Genomic DNA, 21,053 nt, shown 5'->3' on the forward strand with positions numbered 1-21,053 from the left:
CCCTGCCCGGACCCGTTGCCGGAGCTGTCAGCTGTCAAATGTGCCTCCGCGACTCAGCGGCCACTATCCCACTCGGAGCCGCGACCGCGGTCCTCCGGGTCGGACGGTCCGCGCTGGTCGCGAGTGCGGTCATCGGGGCCTTGCTGCTGCTCCCACGACGGATGCCACTGGTTGTGCGGGTGACCCGTCGGGGTCGTGGCAGGCGTCCACCCGGGCGGTGCGCCGTAGTTCGGCGGACCCGAGTTACGGCCCGAGCCGGGCCCACCGGGGTAGGGCTGACCGTGCCCGGGCGATCCGGGGTACGGCTGGCCGTAGCCGGGGCCGGGCACGCCGTTCGGGCCGGCGCCGTTGCCGGGCGGCTCCGGGTTCGGCCGCGGCGGTCCGCCGGGCAGCTCGCCCGCGCCGGGCGCAGTGCGGACCGGGGTCGGCTCCGGCTCCTCGCGGACCGGCGGCCACGGCTCGCCGCGCTCCTTGGCCAGCTCGCCGGGCGTCTTGATCGGCGGCTTGTCCGACGGCGTGCGGCCGCCGAACTCGTTGAACGCGGTGATCCGCGGGCGCTTCTCCACCTTCGAGAAGATCCGCTCGAGGTCCTTGCGCTGCAGGGTCTCCTTGTCGAGCAGCTCGATCACCAGGTTGTCAAGGACGTCGCGGTAGGTGTTGAGCACGTCCCACGCCTCGGTGTGCGCCGCCTCGATGAGCTTGCGCACCTCCTCGTCGATCTCGTGCGCGACCTCCAGCGAGTAGTCCGGCGCGTGGCCCATCGAGCGGCCCAGGAAAGGGTCGCCCTGGTCCTGTCCGTACTTGACCGCGCCCAGCCGGGCCGACATGCCGTACTCGGTCACCATCGCCTTCGCGATCTTGGTGGCCTGCTCGATGTCCGACGACGCACCGGTGGTCGGCTCGTGGAAGACAAGCTCCTCCGCGGAGCGGCCGCCGAGCGCGAACACCAGCCGGGCGATCATCTCCGAGCGGGTCATCAGCTGCTTGTCGTCCTCGGGGACGACGAGCGCGTGCCCGCCGGTGCGGCCGCGCGGCAGGATCGTCAGCTTGTACACCGGCTCGAGGTCCGGCATCGCCCACGCGGCGAGCGCGTGCCCGCCCTCGTGGTAGGCGGTGATCTTCTTCTCCTTCTCGGAGATGATCCGGCTCTTGCGGGCCGGCCCGCCGACGACTCTGTCGACCGACTCCTCCAGCGCGGCGCCGTTGATCGTGGAGCCGTTCTGGCGCGCGGTGAGCAGCGCGGCCTCGTTGATGACGTTGGCGAGGTCCGCGCCCGACATGCCGACCGTGCGCTTGGCCAGGCCGTCGAGGTCGACGTCCGCGTCCAGCGGCTTGCCCTTGGAGTGGACCTGCAGGATCTTCTTGCGGCCCATCAGGTCCGGCGCGGACACCGGAATCTGCCGGTCGAACCGTCCCGGGCGCAGCAGCGCCGGGTCGAGGATGTCGGGCCGGTTGGTGGCCGCGATCAGGATGATGCCACCGCGCGCGTCGAAGCCGTCCATCTCGACCAGCAGCTGGTTGAGGGTCTGCTCGCGCTCGTCGTGGCCGCCGCCGAGGCCGGCGCCGCGCTGGCGGCCGACCGCGTCGATCTCGTCGACGAAGATGATGCACGGCGCGTTCTGCTTGGCCTGTTCGAACAGGTCACGCACGCGGGAGGCACCGACACCGACGAACATCTCGACGAAGTCGGAACCGGAGATCGAGTAGAACGGCACGCCCGCCTCGCCGGCCACGGCCCGGGCCAGCAGCGTCTTACCGGTGCCGGGCGGGCCGTACAGCAGGACGCCCTTCGGGATCTTCGCCCCCAGGGCCTGGTAGCGGCCCGGGTTCTGCAGGAAGTCCTTGATCTCGTAGAGCTCCTCGACCGCCTCGTCGGCGCCCGCCACGTCGGCGAACGTCGTCTTCGGCATGTCCTTCGGCAGCTGCTTGGCGCGCGACTTGCCGAAGTTGAGCACGCGGTTCCCGCCGCCCTGGACGTTGTTCATCATCCACATCAGCAGGATGAGCAGCAGGCCCAGCGGGATCAGGAAGATGAGGATCTGGGTGAGGAAGGACTCCTGGGTGACCGTCGTGTTGAACTCGGTCTTGTTCTTCGCCTGGTCCTGCAGCTCACGGTAGATGTCCCCGGTCGCCGCGGCCGGGTACTGCGTGATGATCTGGGTGACCCGTTGACCGTCTTGCTCGATCGGGTCCTGCAGGGTCAGCTTGAGCCGTTGTTCCTTGTCCTCGAGCTCGGCCTTCTCGACGTTGCCGTTGGTGATCTGCGACACGGCCTTGGAGGTTGGCACCTCCGTGTAGCCGCGCGTGTCGTCGAACAGCATGCTGATCAAGAAGTAGAGCAGCAACACCACCAAGATCCACACCAGCGGGTTGCGCAGCAGGCGCTTGCGGTCCATCAACTTACGGCCGCCGTGCGGCCCGACCCTCCCTGACATGCATTTAGGGCACCGTCGCCCGTTACCGGCCGGACAAGGCACTCCGGTCCACCCAGCGTACCGCCCGCAGCAGAGCACCCACGCTGCGAAGTACCCGCGGGCTTGCTCTCTTCAGATGAACGGCCACGGGCCGGGATCGGTTCCCGAGCCGCTGCTGCAGGTCAACGGTCCGCGACGTGATGTGGGCGACGGTAGTCCGGCCGAGCGGTCACGCGGCAGATCGCGCGAGTCGGTGCACCAGAGTTCGACCGCGGCGCGACACCGGTGGCTGGATCGGACGGGCGCCGGAGTATCCGGCCCGACCGTGCGGGGCGCGTCCGGAGGCCCTATCGGCGGTCGGTTGTCACCTCGGTGACCAGCTCGCCGACTCGGTGGCGTAAGGCGGCCGCGTCGGCCGGGGCGATGGTCACCCAGCCGTCTCGGGTCTGGGTCAGGTAGCGGCCCGAGTCGTTGTCGAACCAGGCCAGGACCGGTGAGCGGCGGCGGCCGCGCATGTCGGTGCGGCTGTTGACGCCTATCTGCCCGCCGCGGTGGTTCGGCATCGCGGTCAGCGTGTGCAGCGCCTTGCGCGTCTCCTGCGTGCTCGCCCGGGCCGGCGCGCCCGCGGGGACCGCCCGCAGCTCCTCGGCGGGCACGGAGATCGACTGCTCGGAGCCCCGCCGGGCGCCCGGCAACAGGCCGACGATGGCCGACACGAGGCCGTCGCGGTGGATCGAGCGCAGGCGCAGGCCGTCGGGCTGCTGCACGGCGAGCACGGCGCCCGCCCGGCCGGACGCGGCCAGCGCGAGCACCGGTACCGCGTCCAGCTCCGGCAGGAACACCGCGTCGATGCTGATGTCGGGCTGCGCGAGCGTGCCGAGCCAGCCCGCCAGCTCGGGCTCGAGCCGGCCCACGTTGTCGATCAGGCCGCCGGCCGCGAGCTCCTCGCGGACCCGGCGGCGCAGCGCGTTGCGCTCGTCGACCGTGGCGCCGTGCGAGCTGACCTCGAGCGGGTAGGGCATCTCGCCCGCGTCGAGGGCCTCCCAGAGGAAGTCGAGGGCGAGCGGTGCGATGAGGCGCTCGGCCACGTCAGTCGTCCTCGTCCGCGCCGATGACCGTCGGCGCCGCCAGCTGGTCGTTGCCGAAGGTGCCCTCCGGGTCGCCTTCCAGCAGGAAGGACGGCTTGTCGCGCTCGTCGTCCTCCTCGTCCTGGCGGCGGCCACCGGCACCGCCCATGCCGGCCGCGCCACGACCGGCCGCGCCCTGCCCGGCCACCGCGGCGGGCACCGGACCACGCGCACCCGTGCCGCCACGTGCGCTCTCGCCGGGTTGCCCTGAGGCACCGGGCACCGACCCGGCACCCGCGCCGCCGCTCACCGCGCCGCCGAAGTTGCCGAACGCGCCGCCGAACCCGCCCGCGCCGGCGGCGGGCGCGGCGGGCGGCGCCGGAGCGCCGACCGGGGCGGATGGTGCCGACACCGGCGCGGTGCCACCGGGGTTGAAGCCGGCCGTGCTCGTGCCGGGCAGGCTGCCGGGCAAGGTGAAGTCGCCAAGGTCCGAGCCGTCCGGGTTGTCCGCGAGACCGGCGCCCGCACCCGGCCCGACGCCGGTGTAGCCGCCGGACGGCGCGCCGGTCGAGGTCGGTTGCTCGCCGCGGCCGTGCCGGGACGCGTACGCCACGGGGCTGGCCGTGATCCGGGCGTCGCCGCCGTGGCCCGGCTGGATCCGGCCCTTGGGCGGCACGAAGCTCGGCGTCTGCGCGTCGATCGCGCTCATGGCCTGCGTGTACGCGTCGAGATAGGAGACCTGCTCGCGCTTGACCGCGTCCGCGGCCTCCTTCTGCGCCTTGAGGTCGGCCTGCATCGCGGCCGGTCCGCCGGCGAGCATCGCCTGCATCGACCGCTGCCGGTCGAACGTCTTCGCCGGCGGCAACTTGCGCACCTCGGCCGCGGCGAGCGACTGGCGGGACATCTGCACGCCCATCATCTGCGCGGTCTGGCCCGCCTGCCCGGCGGCCTGGGCGAGCGGCGCGAGCGCGGACCGCGCGGAGTCGGCCGCGACGCCACTCCACGCGCCGTCGAGCCGGGTCACCGCGTCGAGCAGCCCGTTGGCCGCGTCGGCCAGGCTGTTGCCGCCGTCGTTGAAGGCGCGCCCGAGGCTGTCGGCGGACGGCGGCTCGTTGTTCTTCGTGGCGAAGTCGTACAACTGCTCGCTGGTGAAGCCCTCCCAGTTGGGCGTGTCGCCGAGCACGCGGTCGTCGCCCATGCGGACCTCGGGCGCGAGCTCCGCGGCCTGACTGCCCGCGATCGAGTCCTGCAGATCTCCGCGGTCGACCCGGTCCTCGGACGGCATGTGCTGCATCGAGCGATGCGTCCGCGTCGCCTGGTCGCTCGCGTAGTCCTGCGTGTCGTAGTGGCCGTGGTGGCGGTGGTTGGGCGCCATGGTCTCCCCCTACTGATCCTTGATTCTCGGCACGGTGAGCTCACCCATTCGCATGGCGAGCTCGCACGGGTCGTACTTGCCCTCGCCGCGGGAAAGCGGTCCGGCGCCGGCGCTGTACAGGTTGCCGCTCGGCAGGTTCACCAGCACCTGGCACAGCACGAACGGCTTCGTCTGGTGAGACAGGACAGCGGCCATCCCGCCGACGGTCACCGGCTTGTTGGTGATGTTCGGGCCCTTGTTGCCACCATGGGTCCGCATGTCCGGCTGCACGCCGATGAGCAGGTTCATCTCGTCGGCCCAGGCGCAGATCTCGTGCCCGTCGTTGAGGGCGTTGCCCTTCTTGCCCGCGCGGCCGCCGCCCATGCTGCTGCTCTCCTCCGGGGACAGCAGGTCGCACAGGTGCGCGAGCGAGTACTCCGCCGCCGCGCTCGTCGAAGGCTCCACGGTGGACGGTCGGGCGTGCTCGGACGCAACCGGCTCACCGGCCGTCGCGGAGCCGCAACCGGCGAGCAGCGCCGCGCAGCCCACCGACAGCGCCGCTCGCCTCACGACGCCCTCTCGCATGCTCCGTGCCGCCGCTCGCGGTCGCCCGGTGTTCGCCGGTCCGCTGTTCGCCGGTCCGCTCCGCAAGCTCGGCTCACGCCTGGCGCCCGTAGTCCGCCGCGTGCCCGTCGTCGATGTCGACATAGTTGTCGATGCATTGGCGCAACGCGCGCTCGGCCTTGTCGGTCTGCTCCAGCAGCAGAGTCAAGGCGGCCATGAACGAGTCGTCCCCGTCGTAGCGGCTCATCGACTTGTGCGCCATCGCGACGCCGACCGGGTTCGCGCCGAGGCGCACCTCGCCCCCGCCGGTGCCGGACGTGTGCAGCAGCTGCGCGAGCTGGTCCTTCACGTCGCCGATCCGCGCGAGCGCGTCCTGCGCCGCCGCCGCCTCGATCGACACCTGACCACTCGCCGCCGCGTTGCTGAACGCACCCACCGCGCTGCCGACGGCCTCGAACATCCCATCCCCCTCACGTCACCGAGTGCGCCGCCCCAGGCGCGACGCGTAACCCTGTGTAGAAGATTAACGCACCCCTCTGACAGTCCGGATGTCAATCAGCACAACGAGGGAACAGCGAGGATCAGACGGGAAGCGCCGACATCAGCTCGGTGAGGCGGTGACGCAGCGTGGGCGCGTCGGCCGGGGCGATCGTGATCCAGTCGGTCCCGTCCGCGCCGCGCTTGGCGTAGGTCAGGTAGCGGCCGGACTCGGTGTCGAACCAGGACAGCACCGGCGAGCGAGTTCGCCCGCCGAGCGGCTTGCGGGCGTTGACGGCGAGCTGGCCGGCCCGGCGGTTGCGTTGCCTGGCAAGGCTCGCGAGGACCTGCCGGTCCGCGGGCGAGCGTCCGTGCGGCAGGTCGGACTCGGCGACGCTGATCGACGGCTCGCTGCCGCGCGGCGCGGGTGGCAGCGAGCCGATCACCGACGACGCGAGCGAGCCGGGGTCGATCGGGCGCAGCCACAGACCTTCGCCGGTCTGGGTCGCGAGCAGCGCCTGGGTGCCGGCCGCGACGGCGAGTACCGACACCGGCGGCTGGTTCTCCTCCTGGAACACCGAGTCGATGCTGCGTTCCGCGCGGGCGAGCAGCGACAGCCAGTCCTCGACGCGCCCGTCGAGCGCCTGCAGCTCACCCGTCGCCTGGCGGCGCAGCGCGCTGCGCTCGTCGGCGGTCGTGCCGTGCGAGATCACCTCGAGCGGGTACGGCGGCTCCCCCGCATCGAGTGACTCCCACAGGAAGTCCAGCGTCAGCGGGGTGAGGAAAGTGGTCAAGAGGAGTACACCTTCGGGTCGAGCGTGCCGATGTAGGGCAGATCCCGGTAGCGCTCCGCGTAGTCCAGCCCGTAGCCGACGACGAACTCGTTGGGGATCTCGAAGCCCACGTACTTGACAGGCACCTCGACCTTCACCGCGTCCGGCTTGCGCAGCAGCGTGCACACCTCGAGCGATGCGGGGCTGCGGGTCTCCAGGTTCTTCAGCAACCAGGACAGCGTGAGGCCGGAGTCGATGATGTCCTCGACGATCAGCACGTGCCGGCCGGCGATGTTGCGGTCGAGGTCCTTGAGGATGCGCACGACACCGGACGAGGAGGTCGCCCCGCCGTAGGAGCTGACCGCCATGAACTCCATCTGTACCGGCACGGACAGCGCGCGGGACAGGTCGGTCATGAACATGACCGCGCCCTTGAGGACCGCCACCAACACCAGGTCGTCGCGGTCGCCGCGTTCCGGGTAGTCGTCGGAGACCTGTTTCGCGAGCTCGCGGATCTTCTCCTGGATCTGTTGCTCAGTGATCAGCACGGAGGCGATGTCGTCGCCGTACACGCGGTCCCCTCTCGAAACTCACCGTTGCCTCGCCGAGAGCCTGCCATGCGCCCGGCTCACCTCCAAGCCGCCGGGCAACCACACACCGCCCTGACCACGCCACTCACCGATCAGTGCGTCCACCGCGCGCAGATGAGCATCCGTCAGCTCCGCGACGCCCGTGTCGAGCAGCCACCGCCGCAGCACCCGGCGGCGCACGGCGGGCGGCTCGCCGGCCATCTCGGCCACGTCGAGCTCACCTTCCTTGCCGGCGCGCTCGCGGACCTCCGCGGCGATCGCGTCGAGCGCGTCGGCGTCCTCGCGCAGCTGTGCGGCCGTGCGCGCGAGCGCATGCGCGACCCCGCCCTGCAGCACGTCTTCGAGCAGCGGCAGCACCTCGTGCCGCAGCCGGGCGCGGGCGAACCCGGGGTCGGCGTTGTGTGGGTCCTGCCACGGGTCGAGGCCCAGGTCGGCGCACGCGGCCGCGGTGACCGCGCGCGGGACGTCGAGCAGCGGTCGCGCCCACGGCGGGTCGAGCCGGCGCATGCCGGCGATCGACCGGGCGCCGGACCCGCGGCCGAGCCCCAGCAGGACGGTCTCCGCCTGGTCGTCGCGGGTGTGGCCGAGGAGCACGAGCGAGTCGGGCGCGGGCAGCGCCTCGCGCAGCGCCGCGTAGCGGGCTCGACGGGCGGCGGCCTCCACCCCACCCGGTCCGCGGACGTCGACCTCGAGGACGCGGACTTCGGGGAAACCCAGTGCCCGCAGCTGTTTCGCGGCGCGTCCGGCGACGTCGGCCGAGCCGGGCTGCAGCTGGTGGTCGACGACGAGGCCGTGCAGGGTCAGGCCGCGGCGGGCCGCGAGCTGGGCGGTGGCCGCGGCGAGCGCGAGTGAGTCGGCGCCGCCCGAAACGGCCACCGCGAGCACGCCGGAGGCAGGCTCGTACTCGTCGAGGAGCGTCCGGACCGCCCGGCGCACCTCGGCGACCGCCTGGCTATCCGTCACGGCCGTGGACGCGGCGCACCCAGGCGGCCGGGTCGCTCATCTCCGCGCGCAGCGGCAGGGTCTCCGGCGAGGTCCAGATCGCGTTGAAGCCGTCCATGCCGACCGCGTCCACGACGTGCCGGGTGAACGCGGCGCCGACGGCGTACTGCTTGACCTTGGCGTCCACACCGAGGATCGTCCGCAGGATCCGGTCGAGGACCCCGCCGCCGCGGCGCCGTGCGGTGAACCGCGCGCGGATCGTGGCGACGCTCGGCACGACCGTCGGCCCGACGGCGTCCATCACGTGGTCGGCGTGGCCTTCGAGCAGCGTGGACAGCGCGATGAGGCGGTCGAACACCTCGCGCTGCTGGGGCGACTGCAGCAGCTCCATCAGGCCGAGCGGGCCGCCGCTCGTGCCCTCCTCCGTGCGCCGGCGCGCCGCCCGGATGACGTCGGGCAGCCTGCTCAGCGCGGTGGTCGCGGTCTCGTCGAGGCCGGTGAGGAACGTTCGGACCTGCCCGGCGAAGTACTCGCGTAGCCACGGCACGGCGGTGAACTGCAGCCGGTGGGTGCACTCGTGGAGGCAGACCCACAGGCGGAAGTCGTCTGCCGGGACGTCCAGGGCCCGTTGTGCCGCAATGATGTTGGGCGCGACGAGCAGCAGCCGGCCGCTGTGGTGGCCGCCTCCGTCGCCGACGTCGCCACCGTCGTCGCCACCGTCGCCGCCACCGAAGGGGTCGTACTGGCCGAGCACGCGGCCGCCGAGGTAGGCGAGCACCATGCCGGCCTGCAGGCCGGCGCTGGTGGCGAGCACGGGGCCGATCGTCCGGTTCGGGCCGCCGGGTAGCGCGCCCTCGGTGAGGATCGAGAGTCCCTCGGCCGCCGCGGACACCCAGCCGCGCCGGTCGACGACGTCGCCGGGGAGCAGCGGCAGGCCCTCGCCGAGCCCGGTGAGCTCGCGGACGTGCGCCTCGGCCGGACCGGTGACCTCACGTAACTGCTCGACGGTCCGCTCGGCTTCTGCCCTCGGCACCGCCGGTCCCGGCTTCATGAGGGCATGCGCCGTGGACACGGCGATCCCCCAGTCGACCGGTGTCCGGCTTTCCGTCGTCTCCGCAGAGCTGGCCGCCGCGCTCATGTGTTCGACGCTACCTGACGTTTCGTGAAACGGCCGTGGACTACCGGCAGCCGCACCCGCGCAAGGTCGCGGCGACGACGTCGAGCTTGTCGCGGACCGTCGGGGTGGCGCCGCCGCCGTTTGTCATCAGCGCGAACACGAGCAGCCGGTTGTCCTTGTCGAGGACCACGCCGGCGAGCGAGTTGACCCCGGACAGCGTGCCGGTCTTGGCGCGCACCCAGCCGCGGCCCTCGGCGCCGACGTCGTCGAAACGCTTGTCGAGCGTGCCGGTGCCGCCGGCGACCGGGAGCCCGCCGATGAGCGGCCGGAGCTTGGCGGTGCGGGGGTCCTTGCCGTCCGGCCCCGCGGCCACGCCGAGGATCTCGCCGAACAGCCGCGCGGGCACGCGGTCCTGAGTGGACAGTCCACTGCCGTCGGACATGCTCACGCCGTCGAGGTCGAACTTGTTCTTCCGCAGGATGTCCATGGTCGCCTTGCTCGCGCCGGTGAAGGACACCTCCTCGCCCGCACCCTTCGCGACCTGCCGCGCGACCGCCTCGGCGAGCACGTTGTCGGATGTGTGCAGCATGTTGTCGACGAGCTCGACGATCGGCGCGGACTTGATCTCGCCGAGGACCTTCGCGCCGTCCTTCGCCTTGGTCTCCGCGCCGTCGGCGACCGTGGCGCCGATTCGGGCGGCGAACTCCTCCGCGAGCTGACGGGCCGGGTTGGACGTGCGGGGACCGTCCTGCTCCTTGGCATCCGCACGGCCGCCGTCGAGCATGGCGGGGACCATGGGCGCGATGTAGCCGGCGCCGATGTCGGCGTTGGACCAGCCCGGCGCCATGCTGTCGCCCTCGTAGCGGCTGAGGTCGACGTGCACGGTGCTGACCTGCGCGCCGCTCTTCTTCACCTGGTCGACGAGGTCGGAGATGTGCGCGGCGCCCGGGTAGACGGACTCGACACCGGGCTTGAGCGAGGAGACCGTCGGGTCGCCGCCGCCCACGATGACCACGTCACCGGGCTGGTCGCCCTCGACGACGCGCGTCGTGAGCTGCTCGGTGTGGTCGAGGCTGAGCAGCGCGGCCGTGGCGGTGAGGAGCTTGCCGGTCGACGCGGGGACGAGCGGGGTCGTCGCGTTGTTCTCCCAGAGGGTTTCCTTGGTCATCGGGTCGTAGACGACGCCGGTGAGCGTGCCCAGCTCACCCGCGCTCGTCGGCCCGGCGAGGGCGGCACGTACGCCGTCCGGGGTCGGGGCGGGGGCGTCCTGGCCGGGCGCTTGGAGTCCCGGCTGGAACTTGACGGGCGGGGCCGGCGGGGCGACCGCGACCTCCTCGGCGCTGGTCAGGCCGAGCTTGGCCGACAGGCCGGGGACGGCGAAGACGACGCCGGCCGCCGCGGCGACGACCGCGACGATCGCGATCGCCGTGATCACCAGGGGCTTTCCGCGTCGCTCTCCGGTCTTTGGCGGCTTGGTCTTCGGTGGCTTGGTCTTCTTCGGTGCTTCGACCGGCCTCTCGACCGGTTTGTCCAGCGTTGCCGGCCGGCCGTTGGCAGGCCGGACGTCGCCCGGTCGGACCTCGGTCGGCCGGATTACCGGCAGCGGGATGAACTGCGTCGCCTCGTCCTGGCTGTTGCGCGACGGGCGGAGGAACTGCGTCGCCTCGCCCCGGAAGCCGGTCGGCGGGGTGCGCGGCTCGATCCGGCCCGGGGGCGGGCCCGGTCGTTGGACCGGCGGACGTTGGGGTGGCCGTTGTATCGGCCGCTGGGTGGGGCTCTGGCCGCCCGGCGGGCGGGTGCGTGGGTCGGCCGGCGGGTGGGCGGCGTGCCGTCCGCCTTGGGGGCGCGAGGGTGGCTCTGTTGGTGGCCTGCCCTGCGGTGGGCGCGTCCGGGGGCCGTCGGACCGGGTGCGGTCGGCTGGCGGGCGGGTCTGCTCGTCGCCGGGGCGTCGCGTTCGGGAGTCGTCCCGCGGTGTGCGCGTGTCGTCCCGTCGTGTGCGCTCGTCGTCTCGCCGGCTTCTCGAGTCGTCCCGCCGCGTTCGCGAGTCATCGCTCGGGGGCCGCGTGCGCGAGTCATCTGGCCGTGTCCGCGTGTCGTCACCGGGCGGCCGCGGCCGCGTGTCGTCGCGCGAGGTGCGACGGGTTCGCGTGTCGTCGCCGGAGGGCCGCGTCCGCGACGAATCCGTCCGAGCGTCCGGCGAGTCCGGCCGCTTCCGCTCCTCGGGCGGTCGGGTCTGCTGCGAGTCCCGCCGCTCCTCGACCGGCGGCGCAGGCGGCGAATCCGGCCGAGTCCGGTCCCGGGGCGGCCGCGTCTCGGTCGAGTCGGAGCGGGTACCGGACGGCCGCGTGCGATCCGGCCGGGTCGGCGGCCGCGTGCGCTCGCCTGGCGGCCGCGTGGTTGGCCCGTCCGCCTGGTCAGCGCGATCCCGTTCGCTGGGCGGCCGAGTCTGCTGCCCGTCCGACGGCCCGCGGTCCGCGGGCTGCTTGGTCGTCGGAGAGTCGGGCCGCGTGCGATCGGTCGGCTGCTTGGTCTCGGGCGAGTCGGGCAGCGCCGGCGGCCGCTCGTCGGGCTTCGTCGAAGGCGAATCCGGGCGCGCCCGCTCGACAGGCGGCTTCGCCGCCGGTGAATCCGGCCGAGCGGGCGGCCGCGTCCGCGGCGAGTCAGGTCGCGTGCGCTCACCAGGCGGCCTGGTCCGCGACGAGTCCGTCCGACCGGTCGGTGAATCCGGCCGGGCCGGAGGACGCGTGTGCTGCGAATCGGGCCGGGTGTCATCAGCCGGCGGCCGCGCCGACGGCGAATCCGGACGTGTGCGCTCACCTGGCGGGCGCGTCTGCGGCGAATCCGACCGCGTGTCGTCCGTAGCCGGGCGCGCCGACGGCGAGTCCGGTCGAACCCGCTCTTCAGGCGGCAGCGTCCGATCAACTGGCCACGCATCAGGCGCGGCCGGCGGCCGTGTTGGCGGCGAGTCCGGCCGTGCGCGCTCACCAGGCGGCCGCGTCCGGTCCCCCGGCCGCGCATCAGGCCGGGTCGGCGGTCGCGTCTGCGGCGAATCCGGACGCGTGCGCTCGCCCGGCTGCCGCGTCTGCTGGGAATCCGACCGCGTGTCGTCCGCCGGCGGCCGCGCCGAAGGCGAATCAGGCCGAACCCGCTCACCCGACGGCCGGGTATCCGGCCGCGCGCGGTCCGCCGGCGGCACGTCAGGCCGCGTCGGTGGCCGGGTTCGCGGCGCCTCCGGCCGGGTCCGATCAGCCGATGGGCTGTCGGTTCGAGGCGGCGGCGGCGAATCCGAACGGGGGTGCTCACCCGGCGGCCGCGTCTGCTGCGAATCGGACCGAGTGTCGTCAGCCGGCGGGCGCGGCTGCGGGGAATCGGGGCGGACTCGCTCGGCGGGCGGTCGGGTGTCGGGGCGCGCACGGTCGGCCGGGGGTGAATCCGGCCGGGTTGGTGGCCGCGTCTGGGGTGAGTCCGGCCGCGGACGCTCCGTCGGCGGTCTCGTCTGCGAGCCCTGCCGCGCATCCGGCTCGGCCGGCGGACGACCGGTTCGCTCGTCCGGCTTGGGCGCGGGCCGCTCCCGCACCGGAGGCGAGTCCGGCCACGCCGTCCGGTCGCTCGGCGACTTCGTTCCGGGCCGCTCATCCGGCTTCGCCGGTGGCGCCTCCGCTGGACGCGCCTGCTCGTCCGGCTTCTTGGGCGGGCTACCCAGAGGGGTCGCACGCTCGACGAGCTGCCTCAGCTTTTCGAACGGCCACGACTTCCGCTCAGTCGGTGCGTCGGCCCGTGAGCTTCGCTCAACCGGCGGCTTGGCGGGGGGTGCGTCAGGCGGCGACTGAGGCCACCTCGTGCGATCGGCCGATGGCGCCGGCGGCGAGTCGGGGCGGCCGGCCGGCGTCGGAGGCGAGTCCGGGCGGGGCGGAGTGGCCTGGTCGGGCCGCCGAACAGGTGGCGCCTGGGTGGTGTCGCGCGGAGCCGGCGGCGCCCATGGCGGGCGAGTTGCCGGTGCCTGCGGCGAGTCAGGCCTGGCCTGCGTGGGTGCGTCCGCGCGTGGCGGCTGGGGGCCGGTCGGCGGGCGTTCGGTCGGTTCCGCTACCCGACCTCGCGGCGAATCCGGTGGCGCGGTCGGCCAACCGATCGGCGCGTGCCCTTGGCGCGGCTCGTCCGAAGGAGTGGGCCGGCCGATTGGCTTGCCACGCGGCGGAGTAGCCGGGCGCTCGGTCTCATGTGGAGGCTGAGCAGTGGACGGCGCACCGCCCCGAGGCGAGTCCGGCGCCTGCGGGCGCGGCTCGGCCACCCGGCCACCGGGTGCGTCGGGCGCCGGCTTGGCCGGTGTGACAGGCGGCTCAGCAACGCGACCGCGAGGCGAGTCCGGAGTCCGCGGGCGCGGCTCGGCCACCCGACCGTCGCGCGGGCTCGTCCGGTCGGGCGCGGCGGGCGGCGGCTCGGCGACCCGGCCACGGGGCGAGTCCGGCGACGGCTTCTCCGGTGCGCCCGGCTCGGCAACCCGACCAGCAGGTGAATCGGGCGACGGCCGCCGCGGTGCGGCAGGCGCATGTGGCTCGGCAACGCGACCACCTGGCGAATCCGGCTTGCCCGGGGGCACCGGCTGACGCGGCTCCGCGGGGTGCACGGCCGGAGCGCTGGTCCGCGCATCCGGCGCGGCGAGCGGCGGCTCGGCGACCCGACCGCGGGGCGAGTCCGGCGACGGCTTCTCCGGTGCGCCCGGCTCGGCAACCCGACCAGCAGGCGAATCGGGCGACGGGCCCTCTGACGCGGCAGGCGGCCGCGGTTGAGCAAGTTGGCCACCGGAGACGTCCGGCGATGGCCCGGCCGGCGGACCCGACGGACGCGGCCCGGCACCACGACCGCTCGGCGCACCCGACTGCGGGTCGGGCGAAGTCGGCGGCCGCGACTCAGCGAGCCGGCCACTGGGCGAGTCGGGCGTCTGCCTCTCGGGCGTAGCGGGCGGGCGCGGTTCGGCTACTCGGCTTTCCGGTCCGTCCGGTGCCGGGCCGGTTGGTGCCGCGGGTGGGCGCGGCTCGGCCGTGCGGCCACTCGGCGGGGCCGAGGGCATGTCGGACGAAGCAGGCTGACGCGGCTCCGCAATCCGACCACTCGGCGATTCGGGAGCCTGCGGGCCTCGCTGCTCCGGCGCCGGTTCGGTCGGTGGGGCAGGCGGCCGGGGCTCGGCGACGCGGCCGCTGGGCGCGTCAGCAGGTGGTTTCTCCGGTGCGGTCGGCGGGTGTGGTTCCGTTCCGCGACCGGCGGGTGAACCCGGCGAAGGCTGGGCGGGCGGGCGAGGCTCGGCCACCCGGTCAGCCGGCGCGTCCGGCCGCTTGCCGGGCGCGGTGGGTGGTTGCGGCTCGGCGACCCGGCCGGCGGGCGAATCCGTCGACGGTGCGGGCGAGGGCGTCGGCGCGGGTGGTTCGGCCGTCGGATCGCCGGTTGCGGCGGGGGCTGACACGTCCGGCGACGGCGCGGGAGTGCGCGGGTCTGCGAGGCGGCCGCTGGGTGAGTCCGGGGACGGCCTGGTCGGCGGAGTCGGCGGGCGTTGATCGACTGGCCCGCCCTGCTCCTTGTCCGGCGCCGCCGGCGGGCGCGACTCGGCTGTTCGGCCACCGGGCGAGTCGGACGCCGGCTTGACTGGCACGGGCGCGGCTTGGCCACGAGGAGAATCTGGCGTCGTGGCTGCTGGCGGCGACGTTGGGCGCCGCTCGGCAGGCTGGCCGCTGGATGCGTCTGGCGACGGCTTGTCCGGTGTGGCCGAAGGGCGCGGCTCAGCGACCCCGCCGCCGGGTGCCTCCGGGGACTTGGTCTGTGTCGCCGGTGGGCGTGGCTCGGTGACTTGGTCGGCTGGTGTACCCGCCTGCTTGTCCGGCGAGGCCGCCGGGCGCGGCGCACCGGTCTGCTCCTGCGGCGCGTCGGGTGAGTGCGGTTCGACTGACCGGCCGGCGGGCGAGTCCGGCTTCTCCGCCGCCGAGGGGCGCTGTTCAGCGAGACGCTCGCCCGGCGCACCGGTCCGTTTGTCCGGACCCGTTAACCGGCCGGGCGGCGAGTCCGGAGACGGCTTCTCCGACGGCCGCGGCGCACCGGTCTGCTCGTCCGACGCAGCGGGTGAGCGCGCCTCCGCTACCCGACCGGTTGGCGAATCGGCGGACGGCTTGTCCGGTACAGCAGGTGAACGCGGCTCCGCCACCCGCCCCGCGGACGAATCGGAAGTCGGCTTCTCGGGGGCGGCGGGTGGACGGGCGGCTTGGTCGCTCGGCGAGTCTGGCTTTGGTTTGGCCGGTGGGTGCGGTTCCGCACCGGGTTTGGCCGGCTGGGGTGATTCCACTGCTGGGCGGCCGGAGGCGTCTGACGTCGGGCCGGTTGATGGGCCCTGCTCCGCGCCATCGGTTGGCACGTCCGGAGTCGGCTTGGGGGCGGCGGATGGGAGCGACTCCCCGACACGGCCGCTCGGCGCGTCCGAAGTTGGCTTCGGCGCTGCCGGTGGCCGCGGCTCCGTTCCCCGGCTGCTCGGCGCGGCCGGTGGGCGCGGCTCCGCGTCCGCCGGTGTGTCGGGTGTTGGCTTGTCGGGGGACGCGGCCGGGCGTCGCTCGGCCACTCGGGCGGTGGGCGAGTCGGGCGGGGACGCCGGTTTCGTCGAGGTCTCGCCGGCTGCGCGGGAGTCGGGCTCGGCCGGCGTGCGGCTGGCTCGCGGTTTGAACCACGAGCGGTGGCCCAGGCGGGACGGTTCCGGCGCGTCCGCGATCGGAGGCTGGGGTGCCGGTGGGATGTAGGGCTCGAACAGTGAGCGCTCGGATTGCGCGCCGGCCGGCGCCTCGGACTGCGGCGGGCTCGGTGGTGTCGCCGGTGCCGGCTTCTCCGGCGAACCCGTCGCGGGCTTCGTCGAGTCGGCGGGGGGCTCGGATACCGCCTTGGGTGTGGCGGAACCCGCAGCGGCCGGCTTGGCCGGTGGGGCGGAAGTGGGGGTCCGCTCCTTGGCGGAGTCGGTTGGTGCCTTTGCGTCCACCGCGTCGGAAGGCCCCGCGGCGGGGGGTGTCGCCGTGTCGGAACCGCCGGCCCCGGCAGGCGATGACGGCGTGCTCGGCGACACCGGTCGGGTCAGCCGTTTGCCCTGCTCCAGATCGGAGACGGGCCAGGTCGCCGGGCTGTGCGCGCGGCCGGCTGCGCCCTCGTCGCCATTGGTGTCCCCTGGCTGCGGCACGTGCCCTCCAAGTCTTCCTCCTCGCGGTGGTCCACACTAATGGGCAGCGCGGCAAGACTTGACCGGAGTGAGGGGGACAGCGTGGAGTTCGACGTCACCATCGAGATCCCCAAGGGGGAACGCAACAAGTACGAGATGGACCACGAGACCGGCCGGATCCGCCTCGACCGGACGCTCTTCACCGCCACCCAGTACCCCGCCGACTACGGCTTCGTCGAGAACACGCTCGGCGAGGACGGCGACCCGCTGGACGCGCTCGTCCTGGTCATCGAGCCGACCTTCCCCGGCTGCCTGATCAAGTCGCGCGCCATCGGCATGTTCCGCATGCAGGACGAGAAGGGCGGCGACGACAAGGTCCTCTGCGTTCCGGCCGTGGACCCGCGTACCGAGCACCTGCGCGACATCCACCACCTCGCCGAGTTCCACCGCCTGGAGATCCAGCACTTCTTCGAGGTCTACAAGGAGCTCGAGCCCGGCAAGTCCGTCGAGGGCGCCTCCTGGGTTGGCCGCACGGAGGCCGAGGCCGAGATCAGGCGTTCCTACCAGCGGCTCAAGGACCACCAGCAGTGAGAAAGGGCCCCGCGCGCGTTGCGCGCGGGGCCCCGCACCTCCCCGGTCAGGCGAAACTCAGTGCACCGTGGCCGGCGCCGCCGCGGCCGCCTCGTCGTCGGCGACCCGCTGGATGCCCGACTTGTCGGAAAGCGGAACCTCCTTGAGGAACCACATCAGCACGAACGCCACCAGCATCACGAACCCGCCGACCATGAACACCGTGTCGACGGACTCGGCGAACCCGGTCAGGATCGGCCGGGCGAGCTCCGGGTCGAGCGTGTTCAGGAACTCCGTGTTGTTCAGGTCCAGGCCGCCTCCGCCGCCCTGCAGGGTGTGCGCGAACTGCTGGTTGTGCGACAGCGCGGCCAGGAACGCCGGGTCGGTCCGCACGGCGGCGAACGCGTTGGCGATCTTGGTGCCGACCACGCCGAACAGGATCGACAGGAACACCGCGGTGCCGACCGTGCCGCCGATCGACCGGAAGAAGGTCGCCGACGAGGTGGCCACGCCCATGTCCTTGGCTGGCACGTCGTTCTGGATCGCCAGGATCAGGGTCTGCATGCACAGGCCCAGCCCGACGCCCGCGACCGCCATGACGACCATCGTCTGCCACATCGGCGTGTCCACGCCGATCTGCGCGAACAGGAACATCGCCGCCGACACGATCGCCAGCCCCACGATCGGGAAGCGCTTGTACCGCCCGGTCCTGGAGATCACGATGCCGCTGCCCATCGACGCGGTCATGATCCCCGCGGTCATCGGCAGGGTCAGCAGCCCGGACTCGGTCGGCGTCGCACCCTTGACGATCTGCAGGTACAGCGGGAGCGACATCATCATGCCGAACATCCCGAGACCCATCACGAAGTTGATCACGTTCGACAGCGAGAACACCGACCTGCGGAACAACCGCATCGGCAGCAGCGCCTCGTCGCCCATCATCCGCTCGATGACGATGAACGCGACCACACCGAGGAAGCCGATGACGTACATCAGGATCGACCGGCCGGCGCCCCAGCCCCATTCGCGGCCTTGTTCGGCCACGATCAGGAGCGGCACCAGCGCGACCGTGAGGGCGCCCGCGCCCCAGTAGTCGATGCGGTGGTCGACCCGCTTGTGCGGCACGTTGAGGAACTTGGTGACGACGACCAGCGCGATGATGCCGACCGGCACGTTCACCAGGAACACCCAGCGCCAGCCGTCGATGCCGAAGACCGTGCCCGCACCGGCGAAGAAGCCGCCGACCACCGGGCCCGCGACGCTGGATATACCCCAGACGCCCATGAAGTAGCCCTGGTAGCGACTGCGTTCCCGCGGCGAGACGACGTCGGCGATGATCGCGAGCGCCAGCGACATCAGGCCACCGGCACCGAGACCCTGGACCGCGCGGAACGCGGCCAGCTCGTACATCGAGCTGGAGACGCCGGACAGCACCGAACCGGTCAGGAACAGCGAGATCGCGGTCAGGTACATCGGCTTGCGCCCGAAGATGTCGGACATCTTGCCGTACAGCGGTGTGGAGATCGTGGACGTGATCAGGTAGGCCGTGGTGACCCAGGCCTGGATGGTCTGGCCGTGCAGCTTGTCGGCGATCGTCTTGGTCGCCGACGCCATGATCGTCATGTCGAGCGCGGCCAGCAGCATGCCGAGCATCAGCCCGGCGAGCACCGTCATGATCTCGCGGTGCGAAAGCGCGCCCCGTCCCCCCGTGGACGGTGCCGACGCCTCGGGCAAGGCGCGCGAGGCAGATTCGGACATCAGTTCTCCCCTTCGGAACGCGCCCGGACAGCGCATTCGTCAATCAACATCGGTAAAGCGCGTTCGTGGTCGGCGACGAACCGCTCCAGCAACTCGAGGAAGTGGGACACGTCGTCGGGTTCCCACTGCCGAACCACCCGCGCCAGCGCGAGCCCCATCCGCTTGCGCTGCTCCTCGAGCATCGCCTTGCCGCTCTCGGTGGCGACGAGCACGCTGGCTCGCCCGTCCTCCGGGTCGGCGCGGCGTTCCACCAGCCCGTCGCGGACCAGCGCCGCGACCTGCCGGGAGACCGTCGAGGGATCGGAGTACACGGCCGTGGCGAGCTCGCTCGACCTGCTGGGGCCGTGCATGACCAGCGTTTTGAGCAGCACGATCGACGACCGGTCGACCCCCGCCTTGCTCATCCGGTTGGCCAGGCTCGCCTGTTGCTTGCCGAGGGCGAACATAGCCCCGGCCAGCCGGCGCGCGCACTCCAATTCCCACTCGGTCCGCTCGCCGGTCAGCACGTCCTGCTCCGGTGCGACCACGACCGCTCAACTCCCGTTGCTTGCATCATCCAACTAGTTGCTGGATACAAGCATCCTCCTGGCGTGGATATTCCCGCAACCGAGTTCCGGTGTGACCCGAATCCCGCTGACGCCGCCTTTGTAAAGGAATCACCAACTTCGCGACTACCCGGGCGAGCACCGCAGGACGGCGCGACCACGTTCACCTACTCGTTCGAGGGTGAAGAGGGCCAGCCGGAACACACCGTTCCGGTCGGCCCGGACGGCACAGCGGCACGGTCCAGGACACCCTCGTGCCGCCTGAGCCAGGCTGGTACACGATCTTCGGCTACGCCGCGTATGCCAATGGCGGCATCTCCGGTCTCGGCGTGGCAGCGTGCAGGTCGTGGACAATTCAGATTGATCGATAGCAACTGGTTAGGTACTCACGGTTTACAGCACGGTGCCGGCGGGACAGAATTCGCGAATGCGTCTTCGCCGTCTCGCCGGCGCCGCGATCGTGGCGTTCACCCTGCTGACCGTCCCCGCCGCGGCCGTGGCCGACCCGCTCGGTGGCGCGGACTGCCCCGCGCCCGACCCCGCGACGCCGAAGCAGCAGCTACGCGCCGAGTGGATCGCGAGCGTCACCAACATCGACTGGCCGTCGCGGCCGGGCCTGTCCGCCGACGAGCAGAAGGCCGAACTGCTCCGCTGGTACGACGAGGCCGTGGACCTCGGCCTCAACGCCGTGGTCGTGCAGGTCCGGCCGACGGCGGACGCGTTCTGGCCCTCGCCGCTCGAGCCGTGGTCGAAGTGGCTGTCCGGACAGCAGGGCGTGGACCCGGGCTACGACCCGCTCGCGTTCGCCGTGTCCGAGGCACACAAGCGCAACCTGGAGTTCCACGGCTGGTTCAACCCGTACCGGATCTCCATGAACACCAACGTCGACGAGCTCGTGCCCACCCACCCCGCGCGCGTGCACCCGGACTGGGTCATCCCGTATGGCGGCAAGCTGTACTACGACCCGGGCCTGCCGGCGGTCCAGCGGTTCACGATCGACGCGATCATGGACGCGGTCCGCCGCTACGACATCGACGCGGTCCACTTCGACGACTACTTCTACCCGTACCCGGTCGCCGGCCAGACCTTCGACGACGCCGGCACCTACGCCGAGTACGGCGGCGATTTCGACAACATCGCGGACTGGCGGCGGCACAACATCGACACGCTGATCTCCGGGCTCTCCGCCGCGATCCGCGCGGAGAAGCCGTGGGTGCAGTTCGGCGTCAGCCCGTTCGCGATCTGGCGCAACGCGTCGACCGACCCGGAGGGCTCGCCCACGCAGGGTGGCGTGCAGACCTACGACGACCTGTACGCGGACACCCGCAAGTGGGTGCGCGAGGAGTGGCTCGACTACATCGCGCCGCAGGTGTACTGGAACATCGGCTTCGCGGTCGCCGACTACGCGAAGCTCGTGCCGTGGTGGTCCGCCGTGGTCGACGGCACGGACGTGAACCTCTACATCGGACAGGCCAACTACAAGGTCGCCGATCCCGCGCAGGGCGCGCCGTGGCACGACCCGAACGAGATGAGCAAGCACCTCACGTTCGACGAGTCGTATCCGCAGGTGGGTGGCGACATCTACTTCTCGGCCAAGCAGGTACGGGCGAACAAGCTCGAGCACATGTCGATCGTGAAGCGGGACCACTACGGCCAGCCGGCCGTCCCGCCGACCGCCGGACGGCTCGAGCACGCCGGCCCG

The 21,053-nt window shown here is 72.5% G+C and carries 14 protein-coding genes; 2 read left to right on the forward strand and 12 right to left on the reverse strand.

What is annotated here, in order from left to right; translation table 11 throughout:
• Positions 1-53: 53 nt before the first annotated feature.
• From ftsH to dacB, 10 genes are all read right to left on the reverse strand, one after another.
• Positions 54-2,396: an ATP-dependent zinc metalloprotease FtsH gene (gene ftsH, locus VH969_RS03090; protein WP_331969995.1), complete on the reverse strand. Its 2,343-nt coding sequence runs from the start codon at positions 2,394-2,396 to the stop codon at positions 54-56.
• Between the two features lie 365 nt (positions 2,397-2,761).
• On the reverse strand, positions 2,762-3,502 hold the full coding sequence (locus tag VH969_RS03095; RefSeq protein WP_331969998.1) for an ESX secretion-associated protein EspG: 741 nt from the start codon (positions 3,500-3,502) through the stop codon (positions 2,762-2,764).
• Position 3,503: 1 nt separating this feature from the next.
• Positions 3,504-4,856, reverse strand: coding sequence for a hypothetical protein (locus tag VH969_RS03100; RefSeq protein ID WP_331970001.1), 1,353 nt, complete (start codon positions 4,854-4,856; stop codon positions 3,504-3,506).
• A 9-nt stretch (positions 4,857-4,865) separates the two neighbouring features.
• Positions 4,866-5,405 (reverse strand): DUF3558 domain-containing protein, encoded by a 540-nt coding sequence (locus VH969_RS03105; protein WP_331970004.1) that lies wholly within the window; start codon positions 5,403-5,405, stop codon positions 4,866-4,868.
• 88 nt (positions 5,406-5,493) lie between these two features.
• Positions 5,494-5,859, reverse strand: coding sequence for a hypothetical protein (locus VH969_RS03110; protein ID WP_331970007.1), 366 nt, complete (start codon positions 5,857-5,859; stop codon positions 5,494-5,496).
• Between the two features lie 121 nt (positions 5,860-5,980).
• Positions 5,981-6,670 (reverse strand): ESX secretion-associated protein EspG, encoded by a 690-nt coding sequence (locus tag VH969_RS03115; RefSeq protein ID WP_331970010.1) that lies wholly within the window; start codon positions 6,668-6,670, stop codon positions 5,981-5,983.
• Positions 6,667-7,221: a hypoxanthine phosphoribosyltransferase gene (hpt, locus tag VH969_RS03120; protein WP_331970013.1), complete on the reverse strand. Its 555-nt coding sequence runs from the start codon at positions 7,219-7,221 to the stop codon at positions 6,667-6,669. Before hpt ends, VH969_RS03115 begins: the two co-directional genes overlap by 4 nt.
• A gap of 18 nt (positions 7,222-7,239) precedes the next feature.
• Entirely contained in the window at positions 7,240-8,202 is a 963-nt protein-coding gene (gene tilS, locus VH969_RS03125) for a tRNA lysidine(34) synthetase TilS (RefSeq protein WP_414638419.1), read from the reverse strand.
• Entirely contained in the window at positions 8,192-9,319 is a 1,128-nt protein-coding gene (locus VH969_RS03130) for an Rv3626c family coenzyme F420 biosynthesis-associated protein (protein ID WP_331970016.1), read from the reverse strand. The genes tilS and VH969_RS03130 overlap by 11 nt, the downstream gene beginning before the upstream one ends.
• A 40-nt stretch (positions 9,320-9,359) precedes the next feature.
• Positions 9,360-10,733: a D-alanyl-D-alanine carboxypeptidase/D-alanyl-D-alanine endopeptidase gene (gene dacB / locus VH969_RS03135; RefSeq protein ID WP_331970019.1), complete on the reverse strand. Its 1,374-nt coding sequence runs from the start codon at positions 10,731-10,733 to the stop codon at positions 9,360-9,362.
• A gap of 5,847 nt (positions 10,734-16,580) precedes the next feature.
• On the opposite strand from dacB, the gene VH969_RS03140 reads away from it, so the two are divergent.
• Entirely contained in the window at positions 16,581-17,069 is a 489-nt protein-coding gene (locus tag VH969_RS03140; RefSeq protein WP_331970022.1) for an inorganic diphosphatase, read from the forward strand.
• Between the two features lie 57 nt (positions 17,070-17,126).
• On the opposite strand, the gene VH969_RS03145 is transcribed toward VH969_RS03140, so the two are convergent.
• Positions 17,127-18,806, reverse strand: coding sequence for an MDR family MFS transporter (locus tag VH969_RS03145; RefSeq protein WP_331970025.1), 1,680 nt, complete (start codon positions 18,804-18,806; stop codon positions 17,127-17,129).
• Entirely contained in the window at positions 18,806-19,333 is a 528-nt protein-coding gene (locus VH969_RS03150; RefSeq protein WP_331970028.1) for a MarR family winged helix-turn-helix transcriptional regulator, read from the reverse strand. Before VH969_RS03150 ends, VH969_RS03145 begins: the two co-directional genes overlap by 1 nt.
• 445 nt (positions 19,334-19,778) lie before the next feature.
• Here VH969_RS03150 and VH969_RS03155 point away from each other — a divergent pair.
• The coding region (locus VH969_RS03155; RefSeq protein ID WP_331970031.1) for a glycoside hydrolase family 10-like protein at positions 19,779-21,053 on the forward strand (1,275 nt) is incomplete at its 3' end.

The sequence above is a fragment of the Actinophytocola sp. genome (assembly GCF_036555685.1).
Classification (GTDB): domain Bacteria; phylum Actinomycetota; class Actinomycetes; order Mycobacteriales; family Pseudonocardiaceae; genus Actinophytocola.